This window comes from Mesorhizobium sp. M0296, assembly GCF_040321675.1.
Classification (GTDB): Bacteria; Pseudomonadota; Alphaproteobacteria; order Rhizobiales; family Rhizobiaceae; genus Mesorhizobium.
In genome coordinates this window covers 1-23,966 of record NZ_JAMYRZ010000051.1, presented here as the reverse complement: position 1 = coordinate 23,966, position 23,966 = coordinate 1, and the positions used below count along the sequence as shown (strand labels likewise).

Genomic DNA, 23,966 nt, shown 5'->3' with positions numbered 1-23,966 from the left:
CACGCGGGGGTTTTGGCGCGTCATTCTCGAAGTGCCGGAGGTACTTGATGAAGCGACGGCATGGACTCCTCCGCCCCTGGGCCCACGGTCCGCATACCCTCTTCTGCATCATATTCGCAGCGGCCCTGTCGATCTGCCACCCGCTCGTGCGAGCTGACACGGCGCCTGTGACGGTCGGTGGCCCCTTCACGCTCACGGCGCCGGACGGAACGATGGTCACCGATGAGACTTATCGCGGCAAATGGCTGCTAGTTTTCTTCGGCTATACGTCTTGTCCCGACATCTGTCCGACGACTCTGTCCGAAATCGCCGCTGCGATTGAGGAACTCGGCCCCGACGCCGCAAAACTGCAACCGCTCTTCATCACCGTCGATCCCGAACGCGACACGCCTGAGGTGATGGGAAGCTTTACCGCGGCGTTCGATCCGCGCATCGTCGGGCTGACCGGCAGCCCACAACAAATCGCTTCGGTTTCGGAGGCATATGGCGCCTACGGGGTGGCGCGCCAGGGCGAAGCGGGCGGTGGCGACTACCTAATGGATCACGGCACCCACATCTACATCATGAACCCACAGGGGCAATTCGTGGAGGGGCTAGACTCTGACACACCAAGCAGCGGCATTGCCGCTAGGTTGCGTGAACTGGTGCGATGACACGATCCCTGGGATGACGGAGATCACGATTATGCAGTTGATCGATCCATAGAAAGTTGTCTTCCGGAAGGAGAGCGGCCATGCAAAGACATACAAAGGAAGCTTCGGAGCTTAAGGCATTGATCCTCGCGGATCTTCATAAGGAGCCGGGATGCGGGGACGTCACCGATTTTGTGATTCAGCGGCTCGAAACCAAGGAGAACGGGGCAAACTGGACTGTCAAATATCTGGATCCTAATCAAGATAAGGTCTGCGAGACGATTCTGATAAACATAGCGCGAATGTTGCAGCTCAACTTCGACCTTCCTGAACGCGGGTCGTGAGGAACGATGCGAGCGGGATCGGCGCGCATCGCGCTTCGACATAATTCGTATGCAAGCAGGGGAATCGGGCGATGGCGGAACCCACAGCGTTGCACACCGGCAAACCTGGCGGCGTAAAGAACGTCATTGCGCCGCGGCGATTTGGACCTCCGATGACCGGAGGTGCGGGCGATATGGCCGATGGGCAAGGCAGTATCTTGGAGCCAGGCATTAGGAGTTATGACTGTTTCTTTGCGGATGCGATCGCGCGTCTGCAGGGGGAACGGCGCTGCCGTGTGTTCGCGGACTTTGAGCGCATCGCCGGACGCTTTCCCAATGCTGTGTGGCATTCCCCGCGTGGACCGAAGGACGTCGTGATCTGGTGCTCCAACGACTATCTCGGGATGGGACAACACCCAAATGTGGTCGTCGCCATGGTGGAGACTGCTACCCGCCTGGGAACGGGGGCCGGCGGGACGCGCAATATCTCCGGCACCAGCCATCCGCTCGTAGAGCTCGAGGGCGAGCTTGCCGATCTCCACGGCAAGGAGGCGGCACTGGTCTTCACGTCCGGCTATGTGTCGAACCAGACTGGCATCTCGACCATCGCCAAGCTGATCCCCGGTTGTCTGATCCTGTCCGATGCGCTCAACCACAATTCGATGATCGAGGGCATCCGCCAGTCCGGTAAGGAGAAGAGCATCTTCCGCCACAACGACGTCGATCATCTCGAGGAATTGTTGAAGGCGGCGGGTCCGGATCGGCCAAAACTCATCGTCTTCGAAAGTCTCTATTCGATGGGCGGCGACGTCGCGCCAATCAATCGCATTTGCGATATCGCCGATCGTTACGGCGCAATGACCTATCTCGACGAGGTCCATGCTGTGGGCATTTACGGCCCTCGCGGCGCCGGCATCGCTGCGCGCGACGGCGCCATGAACCGGATCGATGTAATCGAAGGCACGCTCGCCAAGGCCTTCGGCTGCCTCGGCGGCTATATCACAGGAAGTGCTGTGCTGATCGATGCGGTTCGTTCCTATGCTCCGGGTTTCATCTTCACCACCGCGTTGCCGCCGGCGATCTGCGCCGCGGCCACAGCGGCGATCAGGCATCTGAAAACCTCGCAGTGGGAGCGCAAGCGCCAACAGGACCGCATCCGGCGGGTCAAGGCGGCGCTGGGGGCCGCTGCGCTGCCGGTCATCCTGGGCGACACCCATATCGTTCCGGTGGCAGTCGGCGATCCGGCGCATTGCAAAGCGGCGAGCGACCTGCTGCTGAGCGAGCACGACATCTATATCCAGCCGATCAATTATCCGACCGTGGCGAAGGGAACTGAGCGGCTGCGCATCACGCCGACACCCTGTCATGAGGACATCATGATTGATCGGCTCGCGGCAGCTCTGTCCGATGTCTGGAATCGGCTCGGGCTGCCACGCGACAATCTCGCCTGAGCGGCCGAACGAGGCTTCGGCTTGCCCGGACGTTCCCCGAAGATTGGGTCTTAAGGTTCAAGGAAATGGCTGCCAAGGAAATCATGTTCTCGTTCGAGGCTCGCGACAGAATGCTGCGCGGCATCGACACCCTGGCGAATGCGGTGAGCGTCACGCTTGGCCCGCTAGGGCGCAACGTCGCGATCGGCAGGGAGCACGGCGCGCCGCGGGTCACGAAGGACGGCGTGACCGTCGCCAGGGAAATCGAACTCGACAACAAGTTCGAGAATATGGGCGCCCAGATGGTGCGCGAGATCGCAACAAGAACCTCCTATCAGGCCGGCGACGGCACGACCACCGCCGTCGTGCTCGCGCATGCGATCGTCCGGGAGGGCGCCAAGGCGGTGGCCGCTGGCATGAATCCCATGGACCTGAAGCGCGGCATCGATCTAGCGGTCGAAGCCGTCGTCGCGGAACTCAAGAACAACGCTACGAAGGTCACCTCGAACGTCGAGATTGCGCAAGTCGGCACCATCTCCGCCAACGGCGACAGGGAGATTGGCCGCTGCCTAGCCGACGCCATGAAGAGGGTCGGCAATGACGGCCTGATCACTGTCGAGGACGGGACGTCGCTCGAAACCGAACTCGAATTCGTCGAGGGTATGCAGTTCGACCGCGGCTATATCTCGCCCCATTTCATCACCAATCGCGCAAAGATGCGGGTCGAGATGCAGGATGCCTATGTCCTCATCAGTGAGAAGAAACTTTCCAGCCTGAACGAAATACTGCCGCTGCTGGAGAAGGTGGTGCAGGCCGGCAAGCCGCTGCTCATCATCGCCGAGGATGTCGAGGGTGAGGTGATTGCGGCGCTGGTGGTCAACAAGTTGCGCGGCGCTCTCAAGGTTGCAGCCGTGAAGGCGCCGGCCTACGGAAACCGCCGCAAGGCGATGCTGCAGGATCTCGCGCTGATGACCGGCGGAACGGTGATCTCGGAGGATTTGGGCATCAAGCTGGAGCATGCTTCCCTCGATATGCTCGGGTGCACCAAGAAGGTGATGATCGACAAGGCAAACACCACGATCGTCGGCGGCGCCGGCAAGCGTGCAAGCATCGAGGCCCGCATCGCTGAGATCAAGCTCGAGCTTGCGGAAACCACCTCCGATTACGACCGCGAGGAGCTCCAGGAGCGGCTGGCCAGGCTCGCCGGTGGCGTCGCCGTGATCCGGGTCGGCGGTGCCACCGAAGTCGAGGTCAGGGAGAAGAAGGATCGCATCGATGACGCGATGAACGCGACAAGAGCCGCGGTCGCAGAGGGCATTCTCCCGGGCGGCGGGGTCGCCTTGCTGCGCGCCGGCAGGGCGCTCAAGAAGCTCAAGGGCGGCAACGAGGACCAGCAGGTCGGCATCGCGATCGTCAGGAAGGCGATCACTTGGCCGGCTCGGCAGATCGCGATCAATGCCGGCCTGGAAGGCTCGGTCGTCATCGCCGGGATCCTCGAAAAAGACGACAACGCCTATGGCTACGATGCCCAATCGGGCGTGTACGGGGATCTGGTGTCAAAGGGCATCATCGACCCGGCCAAGGTGGTGCGCACGGCGCTCCAGGGCGCGGCCTCGGTTGCGGGCCTTCTCCTTACAACGGAAGTCATTGTGGCCGAAGGGCCTGGCCCGCCGCCGCCGGAGCTTCCCGGTCACGAGCATCATCATCACGACATGGATATGGAATTCTGAGCGCATTGCGGGCGGCGGAAGCACCGAAGTGTCCGGACTGGATCGCCGCTGGCGACTGCTAGAGAAAGCCCACTCGTCCGAACCGCGGCCAACAACAGCAGTATTCGGGATCAATTCCTGGAGGCGCTCCGGGCTGCGCCGTGGTCATCGGTCGGCGATTCCGACGTGACAGTGACAGTCGGGGCGGTTCATTTTGGGGTACCTGTCGGTCCAAAGAGGACCGGGCTGCATCGCGCGTTCTGGCCGAGAATATCCCGGGCCTGCGCGAAGTTCAGGATCATCGGGTCTCGATCGATAAAATCCCCCACAGCGTCTGACGCCACCCTGCGAGCGCGTCGCTTGGTATTCTATCCGTCCGTGTAGGGTAGAAATCTAGCTGCACACCGCCGGTCCATGGCCGTAGCGGCGCATTGAATTCGGCTCGAGTCGTGAAGAGTGCGGCCTCAGAATTCCAAGGGATACGATCATGAAAGCGTTCGCCGCCGAGCTTTTCGGCACCTTTCTGTCTTGTCTTCATCGGCTGCGCGTCAGTGGTGACAGGCGGCTTTGGCGGGCTGCTGCCGGCGCGGTCGCTGGGCATCGGCCTCCGCTTCGGCGTCGCTGTAACCGCCCTAGCTTATGCGGTTGGGCCGTCTCGGGCGCGCACCTCAATCCGGCCGTCACGCCGTGGACGCCTCCCACAAGGGCCGCTTTGTATCCTCTTTCCCATATCGCCGCAGTCCTCAACGAAGATCTGCAGATGGCGCGAACTTCTCATTGCGGGCCAGACAAGAGTTACCGCTCTCGCCTCACCTGCGGCGTTTGGCTGGACCGGCCCTCACATCCCGATCCCCAGGCCGCGTTTTCTGCCGAAACTCCAGTCGATGCCGCCGCTGTTTTGCACGACGCCGGTGATGTGCTGGCCGATGCGCCCTTCCAGCATTGGCTGCCAGGGAACGAGCCGAAAGCCGAGCCCATCGTCCAGCATGGCAAAGCGCCCGCTGGCAAGACTGATCGGGCCAAGGAGCGTGCCGCCGACATGGTTGCCGGGCTGGACGGGCACGAAGGTGAGGCCGCGCGCGAAGGTGATCGTCCCGCTCGTCGCGTCGCGTTCGGCATGGCCCATCGCGACGAGTTGGGCAGCCCGTCTGTCGAGAGCGTTGTCAACGTCGAGACCAAAGCCTGACCGGACCAGCGAGACGGGGTTCCTAGCCACAAGCTCCCGATCGAGCCAGGTGGCGCCGTCACTGCCGATCTGCGCGTCCAGATCGAGCGTCCAGAGCACGCGGACAGAGAAGTCCTTGCCGCGTTTGTAGCCATCGTAAGCGATGCCGCGCTCGGACAGGTCATTTGGAACGCGCCAGTGGTCTTCGTCGATGCGCTCGACATGGCCGGTCCGGCGCAGCGCTTCGAGACGGCGGACATGGAAACGGACAAAGGCGTCCGGGTCCTTGCCCTGCTCCAAAAATGTCTCGCGGATCGCCTCCAGGTGTCTGCTCGGACGATAGACGCCATCCTCGCCCGCTACGCTGCTGATGTTGCGGTCGGCCGCACGCGGCTCCTGCTTCGGCAGGATCGGTTCGAGTGCCACGATATGGCCGCGCTGAATGTCTTCCAGCTTTGCCGCATCCGCGGTCTCGACATAATGGGTGCGTCCGTCGACGCCATCGATGACGAGCGACAGCTTATCGCTCATCTCGTCGCCGGCAAGACCCTTGGCGAGCACACCGCCGACGACCGGCTCGGTGATGGTCTGCCGGTGCATGACATATTGCGCTGGACCCCGCTCGTGGGCGAGGCCGTGCTCCTCCAGCGCCCGGTGCATGGTCTTGATGATGTCGTTGCGCTCGCCAAGCGCCCGCAACGTGCTTTCGGCTGCGTCGGAGATCACCCACCGGCCCGGCGTGGGGAGCGCTTGCCTGCGCTACGGCGGCGGCTTTCCATGCGAGCCGCTTCAAAAATGATGCTGCGAAACGGCGCCGGCTTTATCCGACGAGCGCCTCACGCATCCGAGCGAACATGCCGGGCTGTCTCCCGGCAACCGCCGCACGGATGTGACGGGCGGCCGTTGCGGCGCTCACCGTCGCGCCGAAATGACAATAGCAGATGATCTCATGCAATTGCCTGTCGGTCAGCTCGAAGAACCGCTTCGCTTCGCCGTAGTTGTCGTTTTCCAACCCGGCGGCGCGGAGGACAGGATCCTCGAAAGCGACTGAGATCGGCGAGCCGTCGCCGCGCATGGCCGCGCGTGCTCTAACCGGCTGATACTCGGTCTGGTGCAGCGTCGAGAGGCGCCGGTCAGGGTTCCGTTCAAGGAGCTCCGCCCAGCGTTTAAGACGTTCGCTGCGCGACATGGTTTGGCGCAGGTAGTCCTGATCGATCTCGGCGACGATCTGCAGTTGCTCAAGCGTCTGGTGCTTCATTTTAGCCTCCTATTCGGACGATAGTTGGCCCACCCATATCCTTCTTATACCTGCGGCCAGAGTGACTCCGACCGATCGTGAAGTCCAATCACGATGAGGCTGGGAGGGCTTCCCCCACGAAAATGCGGAGGCTTCGCAAAGATCCGGCCATTAATTTGCGAACGCGGTCAAATGCGCGGCTGTTCGACGATGTCGGTCTGGAGTCCGTGCCGATCGAGGTGATCGATGGGCAGAGTCTGTACTGGACTGCCCCAGCCCCATTGCTGGCCGGGGCAGCGGGATCAAGCGAGTGGCAGATGAGCTTCGAAACCGCCGAAGGCCGGGCCGATGCGAGTTCTCCGCCCGGTCGTTGGGGCCCTTGTGGCTCCAGTGTACGACTTCCGGCATGACCTGGCGCCTGGCTACTCCGCAGGATCGCAGTTTGTCGGGACTGTCAGGAATTCTGTGCGCGAGGTCATGATGATGGAAAGGAGAGAATCATCACATGGCTATCGAGAAGGAACTTCTGGACCAGCTGCTTGCGGGCCGCGATCCGAATGAGGTGTTTGCCAAGGAGGGGTTGCTGGACGACCTGAAGAAGGCGCTGTCGGAGCGGATATTGAAGGCCGAGCTTGACGAGCACCTCAAGGACGAACGCGCCGAGGGCGGCGCCAATCGACGCAACGGCCATTCGACGAAGACGGTGCTGACCGGCACATCGAAGATGACGCTGTCGATTCCGCGCGACCGGGCGGGAACCTTCGACCCGAAGCTGATCGCCAGGTATCAGCGCCGCTTTCCCGATTTCGACGCCAAGATCGTGTCAATGTATGCACGCGGCATGAGCGTGCGCGAGATCCGCGGCCATCTGGACTATGCGATGGCCCCACAGCCGACGTTTGTTCCCAAGGCGGAACCGGAAAATCACGTCTGCATAACGCTCGATTTCAACCATTCGATATTGGGCTTCGTCGCAAATCTCTGCCGTGTCCATGTTGTGATGCATCTTATGGCCGGAATCCGAGGATGGGCGGTCAATCTCCCCCCAAGTCAGCTTGGCCCATTCAGCTAGTTTTGGAAGAATAAGGCCGTCCCAATCGCCATCGGACCAATCCCGAGGGACACCCCATGACCACGAATGTTTCCGATCCGGTTTCTCGCATGTCAAAGTCATTTTCGTAGAGAACACGGACCCAGCCTGTGCGAACCTGCTTTTCGTCGGCGATACCCACGCCTAATCGAACGCCACCAATCGGGATTCTCTCCCGAAGGCGCACAGATTTTTCCTGCTCTTTGAGTTTCGCCTCTACGTCCCGAGCAATGCGCGCTTCACGCTTCGACGACAAAATCAAGAAAAATATTCCGGAAATTATTCGGAGCGGTGCCGCCAGCGACTTTCCGCCGCCTTCTTCGCGATCTCGGCCCGCCGCTCTGGCGTCATGTTCTCGGCGCGCTTCTTTCCGCCCTTCGCACCGAGTGCCTTCGCGGCAGGGTCTTTGCCGTCGTCAATCAGGTCGTCGGCTTCCTCGCCAGTCGCAATGCGCATGACGCGGACGGGATTGCCGATCACGTCGGCGGGGCGCTTCTGGCCTTTAGGCATTCCTAGTTCTCCGCATGGCTAAAAACGACAGTTCCATCGTCCTTGCGAACTTCAACGGATACGATCCCATCGTCGCCCTTTCGAGTCTGGAACATGGATATTGCATGGTCTTTCGCGGCCTTCTCGGAGTCGAAAAACTCCTTGTCCACAATGCTCTGTCTTCCGTACCAGATGACAGTGTAGGCCATTGTTGCTCCCATGCTTTGCGCTAAGCATAGGCGCTTTCGCCTAGAGGATCAAACGCGATAGGCGTTTCCGCATATTTCAAACTGAGACACTACCCGAAGCCGGCATGAAGGCGCTGGAGGAGTTCGAGGCCGGCTTCTGGCGCCAGCGATATCCTGCGATCACTCAGAGCTGGCGGCGCAACTGGCAACACGTCGTGCCATTCTTCGCCTATCCCGAAAGCGTGCGCCGCATCATCTACAGGACGGATGACATCGACAAGCCTGATTTCGACTTTTTCGATTCCTGTTGCGTTTCTTTGTTCGGCTCAGGTGAGCCTGTTTCTTCGTCCCGGCCCACAGGATTTCCCACGCGAGCGTGTCGAGACGCAGTCAAGGCTGGCCGGTGCGATGGCGCCACGGCCGGCTGCGAGGTTTCCAGACGGCGTCGAGCACGGCGCCATTCTGGAGCGGACCGAGGGCGTCGGTCGTGCGCCAGATTTCCTTGTGCTATATTTGTCCGGCACGGACGACCACGTGGCAAAGAGTGGTGCGAGAGGATGAGAGTGCCGCCACGCAGCCGTTATAGTCGTTCCTCGTTTGTGGCATCCGTGCGCCGCTTCGGCCCGCGTGACCGCCAATGCCGAACCATTAGCTCGTAGGCACGTTCGGCATTCTCGGCCGCGGCTTTCTCGCTGTTTCGCAACTCCTTCACGTTGTAGGCGTAAGCCGAACCGCGGCGACCGACACCGCGCTCGCCCGGCGCGCCGGCCTTGAGAGCGAGCTGCCTCTGCTTTGCCGCCACCAGCGCCGGGCGAGCCCAGAAGTAGTCCTGCTCCTTTGTCAGCAGATGCCAGATCAGCACGGCGAGCTTGCGGGCGACCGCCACAGCTGCGACCTGATGACCACGCTTGTTACGGATGCGTAGGAAGAAGGCCCTGAGCGGTCCGGGCGCCTTCGCCGCCGCCCAGGCGGCCTCGACCAGCATGGCGCGGGCATGGGAACGCCCATGTTTGCTGATCCGGCCATATTTGCGCCAAGCCAAGACCGGATGGCGCACACGCGGATTGAGGCCGAAGTAGCTCACCAGCTTCTGCGGCTCGCGGAACCGCCGGGTGTCGCCGACCGCGGCGATGATACCGCTCGCGACGATGACATTGACGCCGGTGATCGTCTGAAGCCGCCGGACTTGCGCATCATCAACCGCTTCCCGGGCGATGTCGCGATCGAGGTCAGCCAGATCCTCGGCCAGGCGATCGATCTCGCGGATGTGGCGGGCGATAGCGGCCCGCTCGTCGTCGGGAAGCACCTGCCGCTCGAGCCAGGCGCGACCGCGATTGTTGAACAGATCGGCATGCGGGCACTTCGGCACGAGGTGCGCCTGCAGGATGCCATGCACCTCGTTCTTCACTCGCGTGCGATGCCGCACGACCTGGTTGCGCCGCGCGACGAGGCGGCGAAGCCGCTCAGTCCGCTCATCGGGAACCCAGACCTCCGGCAGAAAGCCGCTGGCATGGAGTTGCGCCAGAACGCCGGCATCAATCTTGTCGGTCTTGATCCTGGCATGAGCGATCGCCTTCACCTGCATCGGGTTGGCGACAATCACCCGGCCGACATAGGGCGACAGAACCCGCACCACCGCCATGGCGTTGCCCGTAGCCTCGACGACAACCTCATCAGTCCGTCGCAAACTGCGGCCGAACCCTTCCAGTCCCGAGCGGGTCATGTCGACCCGTCCGTGATGGCGCAGCCGGCCGTCTTCCCAAACCACCACCTCCGCAAAGGTGCGGTGGATGTCCATTCCAATCACACGTCTCATCGGCTCCCTCTCCTCAACAATCGGGAGCCAGCGGGCGACGCGACACCTACGGATCCGCGCTCTCGGCGCAACCGGGCAGGTCGCAGGGGCGGCCAGCTACTAACGCGAGCTCGCAGCTCATCGAATACATCGGCCTGCCCGCACTTGGCGTGCTCCCGGTGCCCCTGTCCCGGATGGTCGCACCATACGCCGAAAATCGCTCATCTCCAGCGGGGATCGGATGGCACCGTCATGATCATACCGGTTACGAACGCCATCGAGGCGCTGAACTCGAAGCTGCGCCGCGCCGTTCGAACACGTGGACACTTCCCCAACGACGACGCGGCCATGAAGCTGCTATATCTGGTCTTGAACCATGCGGCCGAGGAATGGAAACGACCGCCGCGCGAATGGTTCGAGGCAAAGGTCCAGTTCGCCGTCGTCTTCGGCGAAAGGTTCGTCAGCCAATGACGAAACCGGCCTCGCGCACAGAATCCTGACAGTCCCCAGTTTGTCCGCGTCGAAACCATTGTCGAAGTTACCCGGCCCGATGGCGGAGTGTTGCGGATTGCGCTCAAAAACGGTCCAGGCTGTGCGTCGTCAGGATGGTAGCCGAACCAGCGTAACAGCCGATCACGGATCCCTTCCTTCGACCTTTAGAGACTGACCAGTCAGCTGCCACCAAGCGAGAATGACGATCGCTCTCACTGCTGCGGCGCTGGTATCGGTGTGCCGCCAAACCAACCAGCCGCATACGCAATCACGACCAATACCACGATCACGGCTACCACGCCGTACCAGATGCGCCTGTCCTTGAGATCCATCGTTACCTCCTGCCCGCCACGTGTTGGCCACTGGGCGAATTCCTTGAGCCTTTGGCCGTCATTTCCCAGATCAGCGACCCATTTGCCCTCTGGTAGGCACACAGTAGGCTGGATAAGGGTCTTTGAGAAGCGCGCAATACGACCGCGCCGGCATGATCGCCAGCGGCTGCGACCGGTGGCTGCAGGCGTGCTCCACGAGTAGCGGGCATGGACGTCAAAAGATCGGCGATGCCATTCAGCGCCCGTGTGATCGATGCGGCGCGCGTTATCCTGATCTTCCAGCACGGCTCCGCGCAGCCGCACCCCTCATTAGACCGTTTCGAGCCGGCTGAACCGAACCGGGATGAGTTTCCGAGTCCCGAGCTGCCCTGCCGCATCCTTGTCGATGATAGTCAGAAACTGTGCTTCTTCAGATCCCAAAGGCAGAACCAGCCGTCCCCCCCGGCTTGAGTTGCTTCAGAAAACCCGGCGGTGTCTGCTCAGCCGCCGCCGTGACCAGGATCTTGTCGAATGGGGCGTGCTCAGGCCAGCCGCGCGACCCGTCTCCGACACGAATGCCGACATTGGATAAGCCGAGCCCCTGCAGGAGAGCCTCGGCATGGCTTGCGAATTCCTCGATGATTTCGACGCTCCAAACTTGCCCGGCGAGCTCCGCGAGAATTGCGGTTTGGTAGCCCAGGCCGGTGCCGATCTCGAGTACCGCCTCGTGCGGTTGCACCCGCCGCATCGCTGCCATCACCCGCTCATCGAGCGTCGCCTTGCCGAGTTCTTCGCTTGCAAGATCGGGTAGTGGGTCAGTTTGAAATTTGACGCCGCGCTTGTCGCGGTTCGGGCCGAACTCCTATATGCTTAGCGAAACGCATGGGAAGCAGGACGGTGAGTTATTCCATAAAACTTGGCAAGGAGCCGAACGTCCTAGTGATCAACGACTTGTCCAGCAGGCAGGTCGTAAGCCAAGCGCGCGAACTCAAAGCGGGGAATATCAAATTCAGCATTTACGCCAGCGACGGCACTTTGACCGAACTGTATGATCTTGAGCGTGCCGTGGAGGGGGATGACGTTGCCAACCGGACCTAAAGCCCCCAAGCGCCCGCGCGACCCAAACCAATTGGCGAAGTCGATTGTCGATCTGGCGACAGGCGAGACTGAGGACAAGAAGCCACTCGCCAGTGCCCGCAAGGGCGGGCTTATCGGTGGCAAGGCCCGCCTCAAAGCACTCACGCCAGAACAGCGCTCTGAGATTGCCAGAACGGCAGCTGCGGCGCGCTGGAAGAAATCTAGCTAAGCCGCTTTCTCTTCATCGATACCGGCAGCGATCATCATCTCTTCAACGTCATCGATGAAATCCAAGACAAGTTGGATTCGCTCTTCGCCGGGATGAGCGTCGCTGTAGTGATCAGCATCCATGCGAAGCTGCCAACAGTCGCCAACGATTTGCTTTCTGCGCTGGCCTACAGCCTTTTCGACATGACTTGACGCGGGCCGATCGGAGGACACCGATCTTCGGCAGGCGATGGAGGGCACCACCTGCCGCAAGCATCAACTATTAGAAATCACTGATGCAGTCGGGCCGGTGGAGATTGTCGGGAACTATCCGCTCATCGTGGATTATGATCGTATGTGGTCGTGGATGTAGCCGCACACTCCAAGGGTGTCCTGTAAGCCCGCTGTCGAACCGGCAGCGGGATTTCCTATGGGCGCTTGCCCCTTGGCGCCGGCCCTGCATTTCTTGGACGCGCTTATATACTCCGCGCAACAAGATAGGCGATCCGATACGCCATGAGTAGCAAAAGAACGAGGATCGTAAATTCGAGAACTGTGCGTGAGGGATAAATTTTCAACGCTCCGACTTCAACCGACGATACTGTAACGTAGTGTCGCTTGGCAGTTAATGATGAGAATGCGGTCGCTTCGGTTAGGTTTGGCGATTAATTGCGAGAATGGGGCAGCCCGGATTCTCAATTTAGTGCGCCGGGAGACCGGCAAGGAGTAGGTGGTGGAAGTCCACTGCGATGAAGGAATAGCGATCCACATCGGCCCCGAGCCGTGCGCAGACATCCGCGAGGATGCCGGCGAAGCGTCGGTAGGGGAGTGCATAGGCCAGCCATTGAGCCACGAAAGGGAATTTGTTCCGGATGCCGACGCCGTTAATTTAGCGGAAGGCGAAATGGACGGGCGCGTTTTCGCGAGCGCCTGTTCGATCCGGCGTGGTCTGAGACCCTGGCATGTGCGGAAGCTCCTTGTGCGGGAACCGGGAGATCTCTGGATTGGCCATACGCCCCAGGAGTACGGGGGGATGGTCCGCAACGGGAAGGCGAGGAGCCGTAGCCGTTGATGCACGATCCAGAGAAGTCTGACTCCGGCATAGTAGCTGCGAAGCCGACGAACAAAGCCGGACAACCGGCGGCGGAGCTGGTGGAGCCAAGGCCGGGGACCAAGGGGAACGCGGAACAGCAACACATGCACCGGACACGGAGCCGGGCTCGCATGTCCCAGTCGCTGGATCGCGTACGGCAAGCCGCAAGGCTGAGGAAGAAGGAGAAGTTCACCGCGCTCTTCCACCACATCAATGTCGATACACTGCGGACGGCGTTCTACGTGCTCAAGCGCAAGGCCGCTCCCGGGGTGGATGGCATGACGTGGCAGGATTACGAGACAGACCTTGAGCCTCGGCTCAGGGACCTGCACGAACGGGTTCATCGGGGAGCGTACCGCCCGCAACCGTCTCGCCGGACGTTTATACCGAAGGCAGATGGAAAGCAGCGGCCGCTGGCGATTGCCGCTCTGGAAGACAAAATCGTCCAAGGGGCAACCGTCATGGTGCTCAATGCCATCTATGAAGGCGACTTCTGCGGCTTCTCATACGGGTTTCGGCCCGGTAGAGGGTCGCACGATGTATTGGATGCACTGTGCGTAGCGATCAACACGCGGAGGGTGAACTGGATTGTAGACGCCGATATCCAGAACTTTTTCGGGAGCGTCAGCCAGGATTGGCTCGTTCGCTTCCTGGAACACAGGATCGGCGACAAGCGCATCATCCGCCTGATCCGGAAATGGCTGAAGGCGGGCATTCTCGAAGATGGGATCGTGACGGTAGATGACAGGGGCACGGGTCAAGGCTCGGTGATTTCGCCGCTTCTGGCCAATATTTACCTGCACTATGTCTTCGACCTGTGGGTCAACCGCTGGCGACGGCGCGAGGCCACCGGCGACATGATCATCGTGCGCTATGCCGATGATGTAATCGTCGGCTTCGAGCGCGAGGGCGACGCCCGTCGTTTCCTCGATGCGATGCGCGCGAGGCTTGAGGAGTTCATGCTGTCGCTCCATCCGGAAAAGACCCGCCTGATTGAGTTCGGCCGCTTCGCGGCGGTCGACCGCAAGCAACGCGGGCTCGGCAAATCGGAGACCTTCGCATTCCTGGGCTTTACCTTCATCTGCGGTAAATCGCGAAAGGGGCGCTTCCTGCTTAAGCGGAAGACCCGAGGCGACCGCATGCGGGTGAAGCTCAAGGACATCAAGGCGGAGCTGCGGCGTCGGATGCATTGGCCCATCCCCGAACAGGGGAAGTGGCTGAGGCAGGTCGTGACAGGTCATTTCGCCTATTATGCGGTCCCGACGAATGGCGGGGCGCTCTCGGCGTTCCGGCACCATGTGACCGATCTCTGGCGGCGGACGCTTCGGCGGCGCAGCCAACGAGACGGCTTCACCTGGGCCCGCATGACGAAGCTGACCGACGACTGGCTCCCCAAACCACGCATCCTTCACCCGTGGCCCAATGCGCGCTTCGCCGTCAGCCACCCAAGGTAGGAGCCGAGTGCTCGAATCGGGCTCGCTCGGATCTGAGCGGGGGGGCGCCCAGTAATGGGCGTCCCTACCGCGATAGTGCACGTTTTCAAATTAAGCGCACAGCTAACCAACTGAAATGATTGACATGCGATTCTCATAATTAACTGCAAAGGGACATCCCCAGAAATGAGTATTGACTTCGATCTCCGATCTCAGCGCCGGCAACTGACCAAGGCATAGCGGGCTCGTAACGATAAGGACGGTTCTCGCCATTTGAGGACCGCAACGCGTTGGCGAGTCTAGTCTGAGCGATCAAGCCCGCGCTCTGGACGAGGTCCCATCCTCACAGAATGTTCGCCCACCGGGCCAAACGTGACGCAACGGAACGGATGGTTCACCCGTAAGGTCTTGGGGAGATTGCGAAAGGAGACCAGCATATGACCTGCGAACGAGACGTCGGCACGTTCGAAGAGCCCGTGACCGTTTTGCTGTCCTCGGGCAAAGTCAGTGTTTCGAGCACCCGCGAAGCCGCCGAAATGCTGCTTTACCGCTGGCCCATTGGAGAAACCGGGCGCCGCATCCAGGCTCGCATGGCGTGCATGAAGGTGCTCGGCGGCGGCGGCGCACCGGAGATAGCGCGCGTGGCATTTCTCAGCGCCGCCAAGGAAGCGAAAATCCTGACTGCCTGACATCTCGTCAACGCGTGCCCACCACTGTCCATCGTGCATCACTCTTGCAGCGGCCATTACATTTGTGCAAACATCGTGCGTCGATCATGCGGAGACGCCGAATGCTTGCGCGAGAAGGCTGGAGCCGCGGATCTGCACTCTACGTCGACCCGCGAGTTGACGCGCTCTGTGGCGAATTCCACGTAGAGATCGTCCCCAAGGGCCGCTATCCGAAAGAAGGCCAGACGCGCGCCGTCGGCTCCATGCGCCGGCTGATCGACAATCATGGCGCTGAGCATGCACGGTTGGTCCTGTGTGTCCTGGCTGAGGGCCGCGGCGAACCACGCGCTCACCGAAGAAAGCAGCCTGACGGCCGTCTCTGACTTGCTGCTGGCCGGTCCGGACCTAGTGGAGCAGGGCATGGCCGCCGTGCTCGAGGTTTTCGCCGCGATCCCGCTCGGCGCATACATGGCGATCGTCAATGAGCTGCGCGGCCGCGTTCATCAGGGGCATGCCCTTGCCGGCATCCTCTATGTGCACCTCCGGCGCCTCACGAGGGATCGCTATCGGCAAATGAGACTATTCGGTCCCGGATGACCAAAGCTGACGCATTTCGTTCCGCCGTCGCTTGGATCGACCAGTCGCTCGCGCATGTCGCCGAGGCAGTGGAGCGCATGCCCGATGACAGGTTCCTCGCGAGCACCAGGCCGCGCACGATGAGCCGCGCTCGCCGTCTATCGACCGGTTGCCGCCGTGCTTGAGCGCGAGCGGTGGCGCCGGGTGGCCTGAAGGTCGCGACGAATGAAACGCCGGCCCAGTTCAACCCGCGCGACGTCCTTCAAAGCTGGGGGGATTGATCTTCACCAAGCGGTCTGCGGCCTCGACCGCAGTTCGTATCCTGCTGCACAGCGCGAGATTTTCGGCCAGTATTTCTTCAGTGCGTTGAAGCGCGAGCTCGGTCCGGTGGATGCGCTGCCTGGCATTGGCAACTTCCGATGTCAAAAGATCGGCCGCCATCCCGTGGCCGTGGGGTTCCATAGTGTCCATGGGTTTCTAATACATGGGGGGCGATATCGTTCCATGATGTCGGGCGAAACGGCGGGCCGCAGAAAAGCGCGATGGGCCGAATGACCAATGCGCTCCCTGTCAAAACAGCGCCAGAAACAGGCGAACGGCTTCGGCCGCTCTACGTCCCACGGGCAGAGGCGATCACGGTCCAGAGGGCCATTGATCTGTTCAGGCACGACTACAACGTAAGCGAAGACACACTCAGGCGGCTGGTGATCAAGCACCGTCTTCACAACCAGACAATGCCCGGTGCTCCGTGGAGAATAAGCGCTCCCGGTTTGGCTCTGTCGCTCGCCGGCGATGATGATGCGCTTGCGCGGTTGAGGCAGGACGTCGCGAGCACCGGACGCCGTCAGTGCCTCATCGCGAGTTCGGACCATGGCTGCGCGACCAGCCTATCACCTACGATTTGGCTTTGAAGGCGATCGTTGCGCATACGGGCCTCTTCAATCAGGGCTGGAAGGACAGTGCCGATGCGATCTTCCATACCGACGGCACTGTTCCCAAAGGACCGATCGCCTTAGTCGAGGTGCAAGGTTACGTCTTCGCAGCATACCAACCGCGCTGAACGCTCGCACCTACCAAGCCGGACAGCGCTACTGGTCGCTGCATGTTGCTGCCATCGCGCGCGCGGCGTTAGCGCCAACATAAGGAAGACGTGGGCTTGAGGCCCCACACCCCCACTCCGTTCCGCTTCGCGGACGGATATGCTTGCTCCCTCGGTCGTGCGGCACTATCCGGTGTTGAGCCATATTGCTTTTGAGAATGAAGGATGCGGCTGATCGCCGTCGCATAGCGGCTGATCTCGGCGTCGATCTGGCTGGGGTAAAGCCTCGGCGTTCGAGCTTCTTCCGCTCCTGTGACTTGTCGATGCCCGGATTAGAACCGACAACATCGCGACAGGCTATGAGGGCAAGCCGCATGACGGGCCGGTAGAGGACGACTCGAAGCACTTCGTCTACTGCCCAGTCTGCGGCCAAACGTTCGACGCGCGCGATCTTGGACAGGTGTTCCACCACGCTGAGCCGCAGCACGAGCCGCTTCCGGTCGAGTAATAGTCCAGCTAGTTGAGCTCTGGCGGCAGACCGACGTTGAGACCCTTCAGCGCGCCACCGACGTACGTTGAATGAGAAAAGGGTGCTGCGTGCACCGCGCCTTCCCCGCGCGCCGATGCTCCACCTGGACCGCAAAAAAGTCCCGCCGCACTGCCAGAACGGCGGGACCGATCAAACGCTTTGCACCAGGCGGGGGGATGCGGGGGGTTGGGCTTGCCAAGTGAGCGCGGACCGTAACCAACCCTAAGCGCAACAGCGGCAACGCGTCCACCAACCGCCGGTTGGAGCGACAGGACGATTGAGCCGCCGGCAGGTCAGGTCATCCCGAATCGCTATCGCTCGCAACCAGACGGTAGCGGAAATTGTTGCGGATGTGGTCGTTGAAATAGCGGCCCTTGGCAAACGCGGCCCGGAACGCGGCAAAGGTTTCCGGCGGTACCCCCTCAAATTCGTACCGCTTGCCGCTGGCGACGAACCACACCGAGAGGGTCCTTCTATCCAGATCATATTCCATGTTGCGGATCGAAGTAGATGGCATGAGCACCACAGGCCGAGGCCCGCGCTTGCGGGGAGCGCGGGCCGATCGGGATACCGATCTGCAGCAATACCTGGAGGGGGAGGATTCGCTGCGTGCACCGAACTTTCGCGGCGGTCCCGTGTTCCCAATCGAGATACACAAAAAGCTAGCTGCACCTTTCGGCATCACGCGGACGTTGGATTTCTGAGAAAGCGCGAGCGTCAATTTTCCCGTGAGATAGGCACGCTCCACGGCGAAAGGAGTGCCCCGCCATGACCGTCCTCGCCCACAACCTTGCCAATGACATCAAAGGATCGTGGAGGGTCGTCTTCGTGCCGGACGAACTGCATCTGTACGTGAAATTCAGCCAGCGAGACGCCGACACAAAGCCGGTTGATTGGATGAGCGTTGATGATTTCCTTGCATGGCGGCCGAAAGGCGCACTCCACAAGCGAGCGCGCGACAGCTTGGTTTCGCTCATTTGCAAGGCGTTGACAGGGCGATGAGACAAGGGAGAACCCGCGCCGAGATCAAGTGCGAGCGCCGCGGTGGGATTCGACGTTCCGAAGGCACCGCGACGATGCCGCCAACGCGATAGCTAAAGCTCTTATCGGTGAGGCGCGCGGGCTTTGCTTTGAAGCGTCAGCGGAGCGACATTTGCACCTTTCGCTCGGTGATCGCATCTTGATCCTGACGTGATGAACGCACTGGCTGATTACGCTGGGCGGCGCGAGGTGGCCCGTCTTGCGGTTATGCTCGATCTGGGCAAGCTGCTGCGCTGGATATTCAAAACCGTTGCTCCTGAACTCAGCGCAGATAGCGAATCGTCCAGGTTTCCTGGGAATCGACGACCATGTTTGAGCATGAATCCGCCAACCTGCTGACGATGCATGACCAGTGTATCGACCGCCGCTGAGCAGGCGCACACCAGATCCCGCATGGGCACCCCGAGGCGAGAGGATAAAAGCCAAGGCGCCGAACGACCATTGGAAGATCGTGACCTTCCTGGCGGCGCTGCGCCACGACCGTGTCGATGCACCATCGCTCATCGACGGACCGATCAACGGCGAGAGGTTCAAAATCTATGACGACAAAGTTCTCGTCCCCCCTCAACCCCGGCGACATTGTCGTCATGGATCATGCCTCGGCAGGCGAAAAGTTCAGCGGGTTAACGCTGGGATAAAGAGGATGGTGCGTCGCACAAAAATATTGCAATGCACTACAAATGCCGTAACGTCAGTTTCGTAGATGAATGAGACGGCTTTTGTGAAGGGCCGCCCGCTGAAAAGGATGGAAACTATGGCCAAGACCGCTGACACCGTTGAAAATTCCGAATTCCCGACCTTCGACCCGTCGATGGCTACCGACCAGATCCGCGCTGTCGCCGAAAAGGGCCTCGAGCAGTCGAAAGAAGCCTATGCGAAATTTGCCTCAGGCACCGAGACGACCCAGAAGGCGCTGCAGTCGAGCCTCGAAACCTCCAAGACCGTCGGCAACGAGCTGTCGCTGAAGACAATTGCTGCTCTGCGCGCCAATACCGAAGCCGGCTTCTCGCACCTCGAAGCCCTGGTTGCCGTGAGGGCGCCCTCCGAGTTCCTCGAGCTGCAGGCTGCCTTCTTGCGCAAGCAGGTCGAACTGACCGTAGAGCAGGCCAAGGAATTTCAGGCCGTGACGACCAAGGCTGCCGAAGATATATCCAAGCCAATCAAGGATGTCTTTGAAAAGGCGATGAAGGATCTCAAGGTCGCCTGATTGAGTCTAGGCGATCGGAGATACCCGCAAAACGACGCCCTTCTCCAGCCGCCTTTTTCTTTTGGGCTGACCGGCTATGTGTCTCTTAGGTCAGCTTTGGAAGGCGGGCCTCGGTTTTTGATCGCTGGTCGTCTAGCGACGCGTTCATGTCTCTGATGGCATCGATAATTTGCTCCAAGGCTATTCCGAGCTGACTTGAGCGCGGACTGGCTCGCGCGGCGGAGCTTGCCGTCCAGGGCAACACCTATATGCGAGGTAGCCGAGAACGATCCGGAGCTTAAGCGCGCTATCGAGGCGGCAGAGCAGACCCGAGAGGGGCCGGCAGAAGTGCAGGGCAAAACCCCTGCAAATGTCGATGCCGTGACCGAACAGCAGCGAGATCGTCGCCCCGAGGAGGCCGAGCGCCGGCCGGACGAACCGTCCGAGCAGGCTCACTAACTGGGTCGACCGTAGATGCTACAAATCGGCTGCAGGATAAGTTAGACAGCGACAAGGAGGCCGCACAACGAAGCGCCGCCTGATCCTGGGCTGCAGATCATGCTCGTGCATCAGGCGCCGGATCTTCTTGTGGTTCACGACGAGGCCTTGCTGACGCAGCGCAGCGCCGACACGGCGATAACCGTAGAACTCGAACTCGTCGCTGATCGAGAACATTGCCTCGACGATCGCGGTGTCGTCGGCCGGGTTCTCCAGGGGATCGTAGTAGGTGGAGCGCGCGATTCCCATCAACCGGCATCCTTCGGCAACGCTGATGCCGCAGGGCCGGTGATGACGGATGTAGTCCCGCTTCTCGGCCGCGGTGCGTTTCTCAGAGCCCCCTTTAGAAACTCAGTTCCAGAGCCTGCTTACCGACCAACCGTTCGAGCGCTGCGATCCGTGCTTCGTATTCCTGGATCAGGTCAGCGGCCTGCGCATCATCGTCGAACGCTCCTTGCTCATATTTGCGCACCCAGATGCGGATCAGGTTGTGCGAGACATCGTGATGCTTAGCCAAGCCGTGCAGCGTCTCGCCGGCGATGAACTCCTGCGCGACCTGGCGTTTGAACTCGATGCTGTGACTGCGGTGCTTTGCCATGGGTTCTCTCTCCGAAAACCCGGAAGGCTGGTCAATCCACACATCCCGATCTGTCCACCCTCAGGGGCGCACTCCAAAATGCCGGCTTTTTTGGCCGGCTTTTGGCCGTTCTGATAGTTGCGGGCCTGCGCCACTCAAGCCTTATGCAAGGATAAGAAAATGGCAGACGAACCGAACCGGAATCCGACTGCTGATGAAATAGCCGGCATGCAGTGGTGGAATTCACTTACCGAGACTGAGCGCGCGGACTGGCTGGCCCGGGCGGATTCGGCAGTGCCTGCCGAGGCTTGGGCAGCATATAAACGTCAAGGAACGCTCGATCTACAACCTCCTGGCGGGATCCACTAGAGCGGCTGACAGTCGCTCGCGGGAAGGTGGCCGGCGCCGTTTGGGGGGCGTTGGGGTAGATTTGCCTGTTAGGCGCCGGCCAGGCGGGATTGGGGTCTCCCACCGCAGGAAGAAGCTAACAGAGGCAAGTGAAGTGGGTATGGCGTGATCGCGGAAGGTGGCCCGGAGCACGGCACCGGCCTCTCCGGAAATCGCTTGCTAGTAGCGCCAACCTTGCTTGAATTCGTCGATGAACCATCGCTCGACGTCGTCCCGCACCGAAGTGCTGCTTCGGAATTTCAAGTGGCCCGGCGACTTCTGCTCAAGCCAAGAAAAGAAATCGGAAAATCTTGGATTCTCTGGCTGATGCGGAAGCCCGCGCTCTTCAGCCCATTTTGTGCAAAAGTAGCGAACACCCTGTTCTGCTTCATCCCTAGTCATGACGGGTGATCACCCAAAGGCAAGTCTTCTGTTCCGACACAAAAGCAAGGCGCCGACGACGCTGGTGCGTTCGAACGGCAGCGTGCTAGCCATCCGCGTCCCGCCGATCAATTTGAGACGGCAATTGAGACCGACAACCCGCCGAGCTTTACGGCCAAAGGAAAGTCGGCGGCCCATCTTTCAATGAGCATTGCCTGAACCCACCGACCTGCGGATTGCCAGTGGCCCCGCGATTCGCAGCTTTGCCGGAACAGAGGCGTGCCGTCTAGCAATGTAGGCGTGTACCGTTCCAGGTGCGGAAGTTTTCGAGACTTCTGCCTTAAACCCTCTCAGCCATTGCTCCAGATGTGATGTTTTCATGCCATCCTGCGTCACGCGCCAGCGCTCGCGTTGCGCAGCACGAGTGATCTAGGTTAGAGATAGCCCGACGGCTCCTTACGAAAGGTCGCCGCGGATAACCCGAACGTTCAGCTGCCTCAACGCCGGCACGAGTTCGGCATGCCGTTCGAGCGCCGTGGCCCGTCGGGCCTTGAGCCTGCCCTCAACGGCGCGGTCGTAGACCGCCACGCATTCCGCTCCGGTCAGCCGCGAATAGTAAAGGATCCCGTCAACTGCGAACCCGTTAAAGAGAGCCTGGCTCAGCTTCCGGCCTTCCTCCTGTTGTTTGGCACGTGCAGCGTCGGTGCTGATCCCAAGCCGCAGCAGGCCGGTGGTCCGGACGTCGATCACCGTCAGGGGCGACGTAGCAGAGACTTCGGACACGGCCCAGCCAGCGATTTCCGAGAAATGCAGCATGCGGTAAGATTTTCCCTCGAACCGGTCGCGAATAATCGTCTCGGCGATCGCCGTCGCCAGGTCGCGAGCAATGTAGAGGACCATGAAGGACCGGTCGGGGCTTGCGAAGCGCGATTGTCCGAACCCCATGCCCAATGGAGTAGCTGCGTACTCCTGTCGCATTGCCCGCAGGTAGTGTTGCGGCTGGAACCTGATTGCCAGGTCCGCGACGACTTCGGCGTCAAGCTCCACGATCAGCCGAAATCGAACTCGGCGTCAGCGACGACCTCATCGATGCGCCCAGCCTTGAGTCGGTCGAGCGGCGTTTCGCCGGTGTCGCTCACATGCTGCTGGGTCAGCCACAGCCACGTCGCACGAGGATTCCCGATGATCTTCGTGATCCGGGCCATGTCCTCAACAGGACGACCGTCGACGAATTGGGCCAGCGGAAATACGTGCTTCCGCTCGCCCTTGAGCAGTCCGATCACGGCTCCGCGCCTTTGCCAATCGTGCAGGGTCGAACGCTTCGTCCCGAACATCTTTTCGATCTCGCCGGGACCGGCGACAGGACCAGCCCAATCCTCAAGGCGTGTCGGCGTTGCATATTCAGCGAGGCGCAGCCGGCCCTCTTCAAGATCAAAGACCTTCCCGCGGCCTGCGCCCTGGCTGACCTCCACGGGCTTTTCGACCTCTACTGGAGCAAGTATCTTACTGGGTCGGGCGAGCTCCGTGACCACATTCTCCACTGCTCTCGCCAGTGCCTGTTCGTGCGCAGCGATCTGGCGCTGCTCGGCAGGGGACAGACGAGACGTTACCGCCGTCAGGGCGGCGACCGCCTTGCCGGCGGCTTTCAGAGCGGACTTGGATATTCCTGGATGGCGTCGCGATAACACATCGAGAATGTCAGCGACCATCTCACGATCGACCTTTGCATCTGCGCGAACTGCCGAGTTGCGAGCGTTCATAACGACCACCATTGGCACCATATTTCTCGCCCTAGATAGTACGGATTGTCCGAAATGTCCAGATTGTAGTCTGGCAAATTTGCACCTGTTGCTGGTGATCTGGACCCATTCCGGACCTTCCTGACGCCGGATCGCTTTTCCCGAAAGGCGGCGTCCACAGAACCAACGCTCATGACCCGAAAAGGACCTCTGACCATCGCATGGCGAATGACCGCTTCGCGCCCGATGCACGAACCCGCTTCGCGGGATGGTCGCCTAGTTCTGAGATGACGCGTATTCATAGGCCTTGAGCAGGTAAAGCCTGCGATCCGACCATGGAATTCCCTTCAACGAGAGGAACTTGCCATGGCTACCTTGTCGACCGACGCTCCGATCACGCCACTTCGCCAGCGCATGCAGCAAGACATGCTGATGCGGGGCCTGGGACGACAACCTACGACGGACGGAAAGGATTTCCGATAGCTGAAGTGGCAGTTCTAGGACTTTTGAACTGTTCGCTTTCCAGTGCGGTTGCAAGCTCAGGTGTATCAAGCAACTGCTCGACCGCCGCGGCCTTCTCTGAATCAGATGTCATTTGCGCGCCTGTTCCGTGCGGACAATATCAACAATGCAGCGCGCCCGCCATCGCCAAAGCTGCATTTGACGCACCGCGT

The 23,966-nt window shown here is 60.8% G+C and carries 25 protein-coding genes and 7 pseudogenes; 18 read left to right on the top strand and 14 right to left on the bottom strand.

Going from position 1 to position 23,966, the window contains the following annotated elements:
- The first annotated feature begins 47 nt into the window (after window positions 1-47).
- From NKI97_RS31260 to groL, 4 genes are all read left to right on the top strand, one after another.
- Window positions 48-653, top strand: a complete 606-nt coding sequence (locus tag NKI97_RS31260; RefSeq protein ID WP_352450404.1) for an SCO family protein — start codon at window positions 48-50, stop codon at window positions 651-653.
- Between the two features lie 80 nt (window positions 654-733).
- Window positions 734-976: a hypothetical protein gene (locus tag NKI97_RS31255; protein ID WP_023718664.1), complete on the top strand. Its 243-nt coding sequence runs from the start codon at window positions 734-736 to the stop codon at window positions 974-976.
- Between the two features lie 173 nt (window positions 977-1,149).
- Window positions 1,150-2,406 (top strand): 5-aminolevulinate synthase, encoded by a 1,257-nt coding sequence (hemA, locus tag NKI97_RS31250; protein WP_352450420.1) that lies wholly within the window; start codon window positions 1,150-1,152, stop codon window positions 2,404-2,406.
- A gap of 65 nt (window positions 2,407-2,471) precedes the next feature.
- On the top strand, window positions 2,472-4,115 hold the full coding sequence (gene groL / locus NKI97_RS31245) for a chaperonin GroEL (RefSeq protein WP_352838185.1): 1,644 nt from the start codon (window positions 2,472-2,474) through the stop codon (window positions 4,113-4,115).
- Between the two features lie 817 nt (window positions 4,116-4,932).
- Here groL and NKI97_RS31235 read toward each other — a convergent pair.
- The 3 genes and pseudogenes from NKI97_RS31235 to NKI97_RS31225 form a co-directional block, all read right to left on the bottom strand.
- Window positions 4,933-5,988: pseudogene (locus NKI97_RS31235) on the bottom strand (DUF3363 domain-containing protein); the annotation flags it as partial.
- Window positions 5,989-6,079: 91 nt separating this feature from the next.
- Entirely contained in the window at window positions 6,080-6,517 is a 438-nt protein-coding gene (locus NKI97_RS31230; RefSeq protein ID WP_352838183.1) for a hypothetical protein, read from the bottom strand.
- A 303-nt stretch (window positions 6,518-6,820) separates the two neighbouring features.
- A pseudogene (locus NKI97_RS31225) lies at window positions 6,821-6,943 on the bottom strand (IS6 family transposase); the annotation flags it as partial.
- Window positions 6,944-7,001: 58 nt separating this feature from the next.
- Between NKI97_RS31225 and NKI97_RS31220 the strand changes: the two are divergent.
- A pseudogene (locus NKI97_RS31220) lies at window positions 7,002-7,370 on the top strand (transposase); the annotation flags it as partial.
- Between the two features lie 495 nt (window positions 7,371-7,865).
- Here the strand turns inward: NKI97_RS31220 and NKI97_RS31215 are convergent.
- Together NKI97_RS31215 and NKI97_RS31210 are read right to left on the bottom strand one after the other, a co-directional pair.
- The gene (locus NKI97_RS31215) at window positions 7,866-8,096 is read right to left on the bottom strand and encodes an RNA-binding protein (RefSeq protein ID WP_352450408.1); all 231 of its coding nucleotides are present in this window, start codon (window positions 8,094-8,096) and stop codon (window positions 7,866-7,868) included.
- Between the two features lie 2 nt (window positions 8,097-8,098).
- On the bottom strand, window positions 8,099-8,284 hold the full coding sequence (locus NKI97_RS31210; RefSeq protein WP_352450409.1) for a hypothetical protein: 186 nt from the start codon (window positions 8,282-8,284) through the stop codon (window positions 8,099-8,101).
- Window positions 8,285-8,367: 83 nt separating this feature from the next.
- Here NKI97_RS31210 and NKI97_RS31205 point away from each other — a divergent pair.
- A pseudogene (locus NKI97_RS31205) lies at window positions 8,368-8,541 on the top strand (transposase); the annotation flags it as partial.
- A 302-nt stretch (window positions 8,542-8,843) separates the two neighbouring features.
- On the opposite strand, the gene NKI97_RS31200 reads toward NKI97_RS31205, so the two are convergent.
- On the bottom strand, window positions 8,844-10,061 hold the full coding sequence (locus tag NKI97_RS31200) for an IS110 family RNA-guided transposase (RefSeq protein ID WP_352750443.1): 1,218 nt from the start codon (window positions 10,059-10,061) through the stop codon (window positions 8,844-8,846).
- Window positions 10,062-10,313: 252 nt separating this feature from the next.
- On the opposite strand from NKI97_RS31200, the pseudogene NKI97_RS31195 reads away from it, so the two are divergent.
- Window positions 10,314-10,529: pseudogene (locus NKI97_RS31195) on the top strand (transposase); the annotation flags it as partial.
- Window positions 10,530-11,191: 662 nt separating this feature from the next.
- On the opposite strand, the pseudogene NKI97_RS31190 reads toward NKI97_RS31195, so the two are convergent.
- Window positions 11,192-11,666 (bottom strand): annotated as a pseudogene (locus NKI97_RS31190) (protein-L-isoaspartate O-methyltransferase family protein); the annotation flags it as partial.
- A 92-nt stretch (window positions 11,667-11,758) separates the two neighbouring features.
- On the opposite strand from NKI97_RS31190, the gene NKI97_RS31185 reads away from it, so the two are divergent.
- Both NKI97_RS31185 and NKI97_RS31180 read left to right on the top strand, forming a co-directional pair.
- Window positions 11,759-11,959, top strand: a complete 201-nt coding sequence (locus tag NKI97_RS31185) for a hypothetical protein (RefSeq protein WP_352453889.1) — start codon at window positions 11,759-11,761, stop codon at window positions 11,957-11,959.
- Complete coding sequence (locus tag NKI97_RS31180) at window positions 11,937-12,167, top strand: hypothetical protein (RefSeq protein WP_352750438.1); 231 nt, start codon at window positions 11,937-11,939, stop codon at window positions 12,165-12,167. Before NKI97_RS31185 ends, NKI97_RS31180 begins: the two co-directional genes overlap by 23 nt.
- Here NKI97_RS31180 and NKI97_RS31175 read toward each other — a convergent pair.
- A complete protein-coding gene (locus NKI97_RS31175) occupies window positions 12,164-12,289 on the bottom strand; it encodes a hypothetical protein (RefSeq protein WP_352838181.1) in 126 nt (41 codons plus the stop codon). The genes NKI97_RS31180 and NKI97_RS31175 overlap by 4 nt on opposite strands.
- 927 nt (window positions 12,290-13,216) lie before the next feature.
- Between NKI97_RS31175 and ltrA the strand changes: the two genes are divergently transcribed.
- The 3 genes from ltrA (at window position 13,217) to NKI97_RS31160 (ending at window position 15,936) form a co-directional block, all read left to right on the top strand.
- Window positions 13,217-14,692, top strand: coding sequence for a group II intron reverse transcriptase/maturase (ltrA, locus tag NKI97_RS31170; protein WP_352749853.1), 1,476 nt, complete (start codon window positions 13,217-13,219; stop codon window positions 14,690-14,692).
- 416 nt (window positions 14,693-15,108) lie between these two features.
- Window positions 15,109-15,360, top strand: coding sequence for a DUF982 domain-containing protein (locus NKI97_RS31165; RefSeq protein WP_352823052.1), 252 nt, complete (start codon window positions 15,109-15,111; stop codon window positions 15,358-15,360).
- 264 nt (window positions 15,361-15,624) lie between these two features.
- Window positions 15,625-15,936 carry a PDZ domain-containing protein gene (locus tag NKI97_RS31160; protein WP_352823049.1) on the top strand — a complete coding sequence of 104 codons (312 nt, stop codon included), beginning with the start codon at window positions 15,625-15,627 and terminating at the stop codon, window positions 15,934-15,936.
- A 222-nt stretch (window positions 15,937-16,158) separates the two neighbouring features.
- Here NKI97_RS31160 and NKI97_RS31155 read toward each other — a convergent pair whose 3' ends face one another.
- The gene (locus NKI97_RS31155; RefSeq protein WP_352453840.1) at window positions 16,159-16,356 is read right to left on the bottom strand and encodes a hypothetical protein; all 198 of its coding nucleotides are present in this window, start codon (window positions 16,354-16,356) and stop codon (window positions 16,159-16,161) included.
- Between the two features lie 406 nt (window positions 16,357-16,762).
- Between NKI97_RS31155 and NKI97_RS31150 the strand changes: the two genes are divergently transcribed.
- Window positions 16,763-16,975 carry a hypothetical protein gene (locus NKI97_RS31150; RefSeq protein ID WP_352453844.1) on the top strand — a complete coding sequence of 71 codons (213 nt, stop codon included), beginning with the start codon at window positions 16,763-16,765 and terminating at the stop codon, window positions 16,973-16,975.
- A gap of 806 nt (window positions 16,976-17,781) precedes the next feature.
- On the opposite strand, the gene NKI97_RS31145 is transcribed toward NKI97_RS31150, so the two are convergent.
- Window positions 17,782-18,000 carry a KTSC domain-containing protein gene (locus NKI97_RS31145; protein ID WP_352453839.1) on the bottom strand — a complete coding sequence of 73 codons (219 nt, stop codon included), beginning with the start codon at window positions 17,998-18,000 and terminating at the stop codon, window positions 17,782-17,784.
- A 251-nt stretch (window positions 18,001-18,251) separates the two neighbouring features.
- Here NKI97_RS31145 and NKI97_RS31140 point away from each other — a divergent pair, with 251 nt between their 5' ends.
- The 3 genes and pseudogenes from NKI97_RS31140 (at window position 18,252) to NKI97_RS31125 (ending at window position 19,731) form a co-directional block, all read left to right on the top strand.
- Window positions 18,252-18,485 carry a hypothetical protein gene (locus NKI97_RS31140; protein ID WP_352453838.1) on the top strand — a complete coding sequence of 78 codons (234 nt, stop codon included), beginning with the start codon at window positions 18,252-18,254 and terminating at the stop codon, window positions 18,483-18,485.
- 418 nt (window positions 18,486-18,903) lie between these two features.
- Window positions 18,904-19,167: pseudogene (locus tag NKI97_RS35570) on the top strand (IS630 family transposase); the annotation flags it as partial.
- A gap of 102 nt (window positions 19,168-19,269) precedes the next feature.
- The gene (locus NKI97_RS31125; RefSeq protein ID WP_352453837.1) at window positions 19,270-19,731 is read left to right on the top strand and encodes a phasin; all 462 of its coding nucleotides are present in this window, start codon (window positions 19,270-19,272) and stop codon (window positions 19,729-19,731) included.
- Window positions 19,732-20,187: 456 nt separating this feature from the next.
- Here NKI97_RS31125 and NKI97_RS31120 read toward each other — a convergent pair whose 3' ends face one another.
- Both NKI97_RS31120 and NKI97_RS31115 read right to left on the bottom strand, forming a co-directional pair.
- Window positions 20,188-20,457, bottom strand: a complete 270-nt coding sequence (locus NKI97_RS31120) for an IS3 family transposase (protein WP_352453836.1) — start codon at window positions 20,455-20,457, stop codon at window positions 20,188-20,190.
- Between the two features lie 94 nt (window positions 20,458-20,551).
- Window positions 20,552-20,806, bottom strand: coding sequence for a transposase (locus NKI97_RS31115; protein WP_352453835.1), 255 nt, complete (start codon window positions 20,804-20,806; stop codon window positions 20,552-20,554).
- Window positions 20,807-20,965: 159 nt separating this feature from the next.
- On the opposite strand from NKI97_RS31115, the gene NKI97_RS31110 reads away from it, so the two are divergent.
- Both NKI97_RS31110 and NKI97_RS31105 read left to right on the top strand, forming a co-directional pair.
- Window positions 20,966-21,154, top strand: a complete 189-nt coding sequence (locus NKI97_RS31110) for a hypothetical protein (RefSeq protein WP_352509702.1) — start codon at window positions 20,966-20,968, stop codon at window positions 21,152-21,154.
- Window positions 21,155-21,298: 144 nt separating this feature from the next.
- The gene (locus tag NKI97_RS31105) at window positions 21,299-21,583 is read left to right on the top strand and encodes a hypothetical protein (protein ID WP_352453834.1); all 285 of its coding nucleotides are present in this window, start codon (window positions 21,299-21,301) and stop codon (window positions 21,581-21,583) included.
- Between the two features lie 426 nt (window positions 21,584-22,009).
- Here NKI97_RS31105 and NKI97_RS31100 read toward each other — a convergent pair whose 3' ends face one another.
- Together NKI97_RS31100 and NKI97_RS31095 are read right to left on the bottom strand one after the other, a co-directional pair.
- Window positions 22,010-22,600 carry an RES family NAD+ phosphorylase gene (locus NKI97_RS31100; protein ID WP_352838180.1) on the bottom strand — a complete coding sequence of 197 codons (591 nt, stop codon included), beginning with the start codon at window positions 22,598-22,600 and terminating at the stop codon, window positions 22,010-22,012.
- 2 nt (window positions 22,601-22,602) lie between these two features.
- The gene (locus NKI97_RS31095; protein WP_352838178.1) at window positions 22,603-23,313 is read right to left on the bottom strand and encodes an antitoxin Xre/MbcA/ParS-like domain-containing protein; all 711 of its coding nucleotides are present in this window, start codon (window positions 23,311-23,313) and stop codon (window positions 22,603-22,605) included.
- Between the last annotated feature and the right edge of the window lie 653 nt (window positions 23,314-23,966).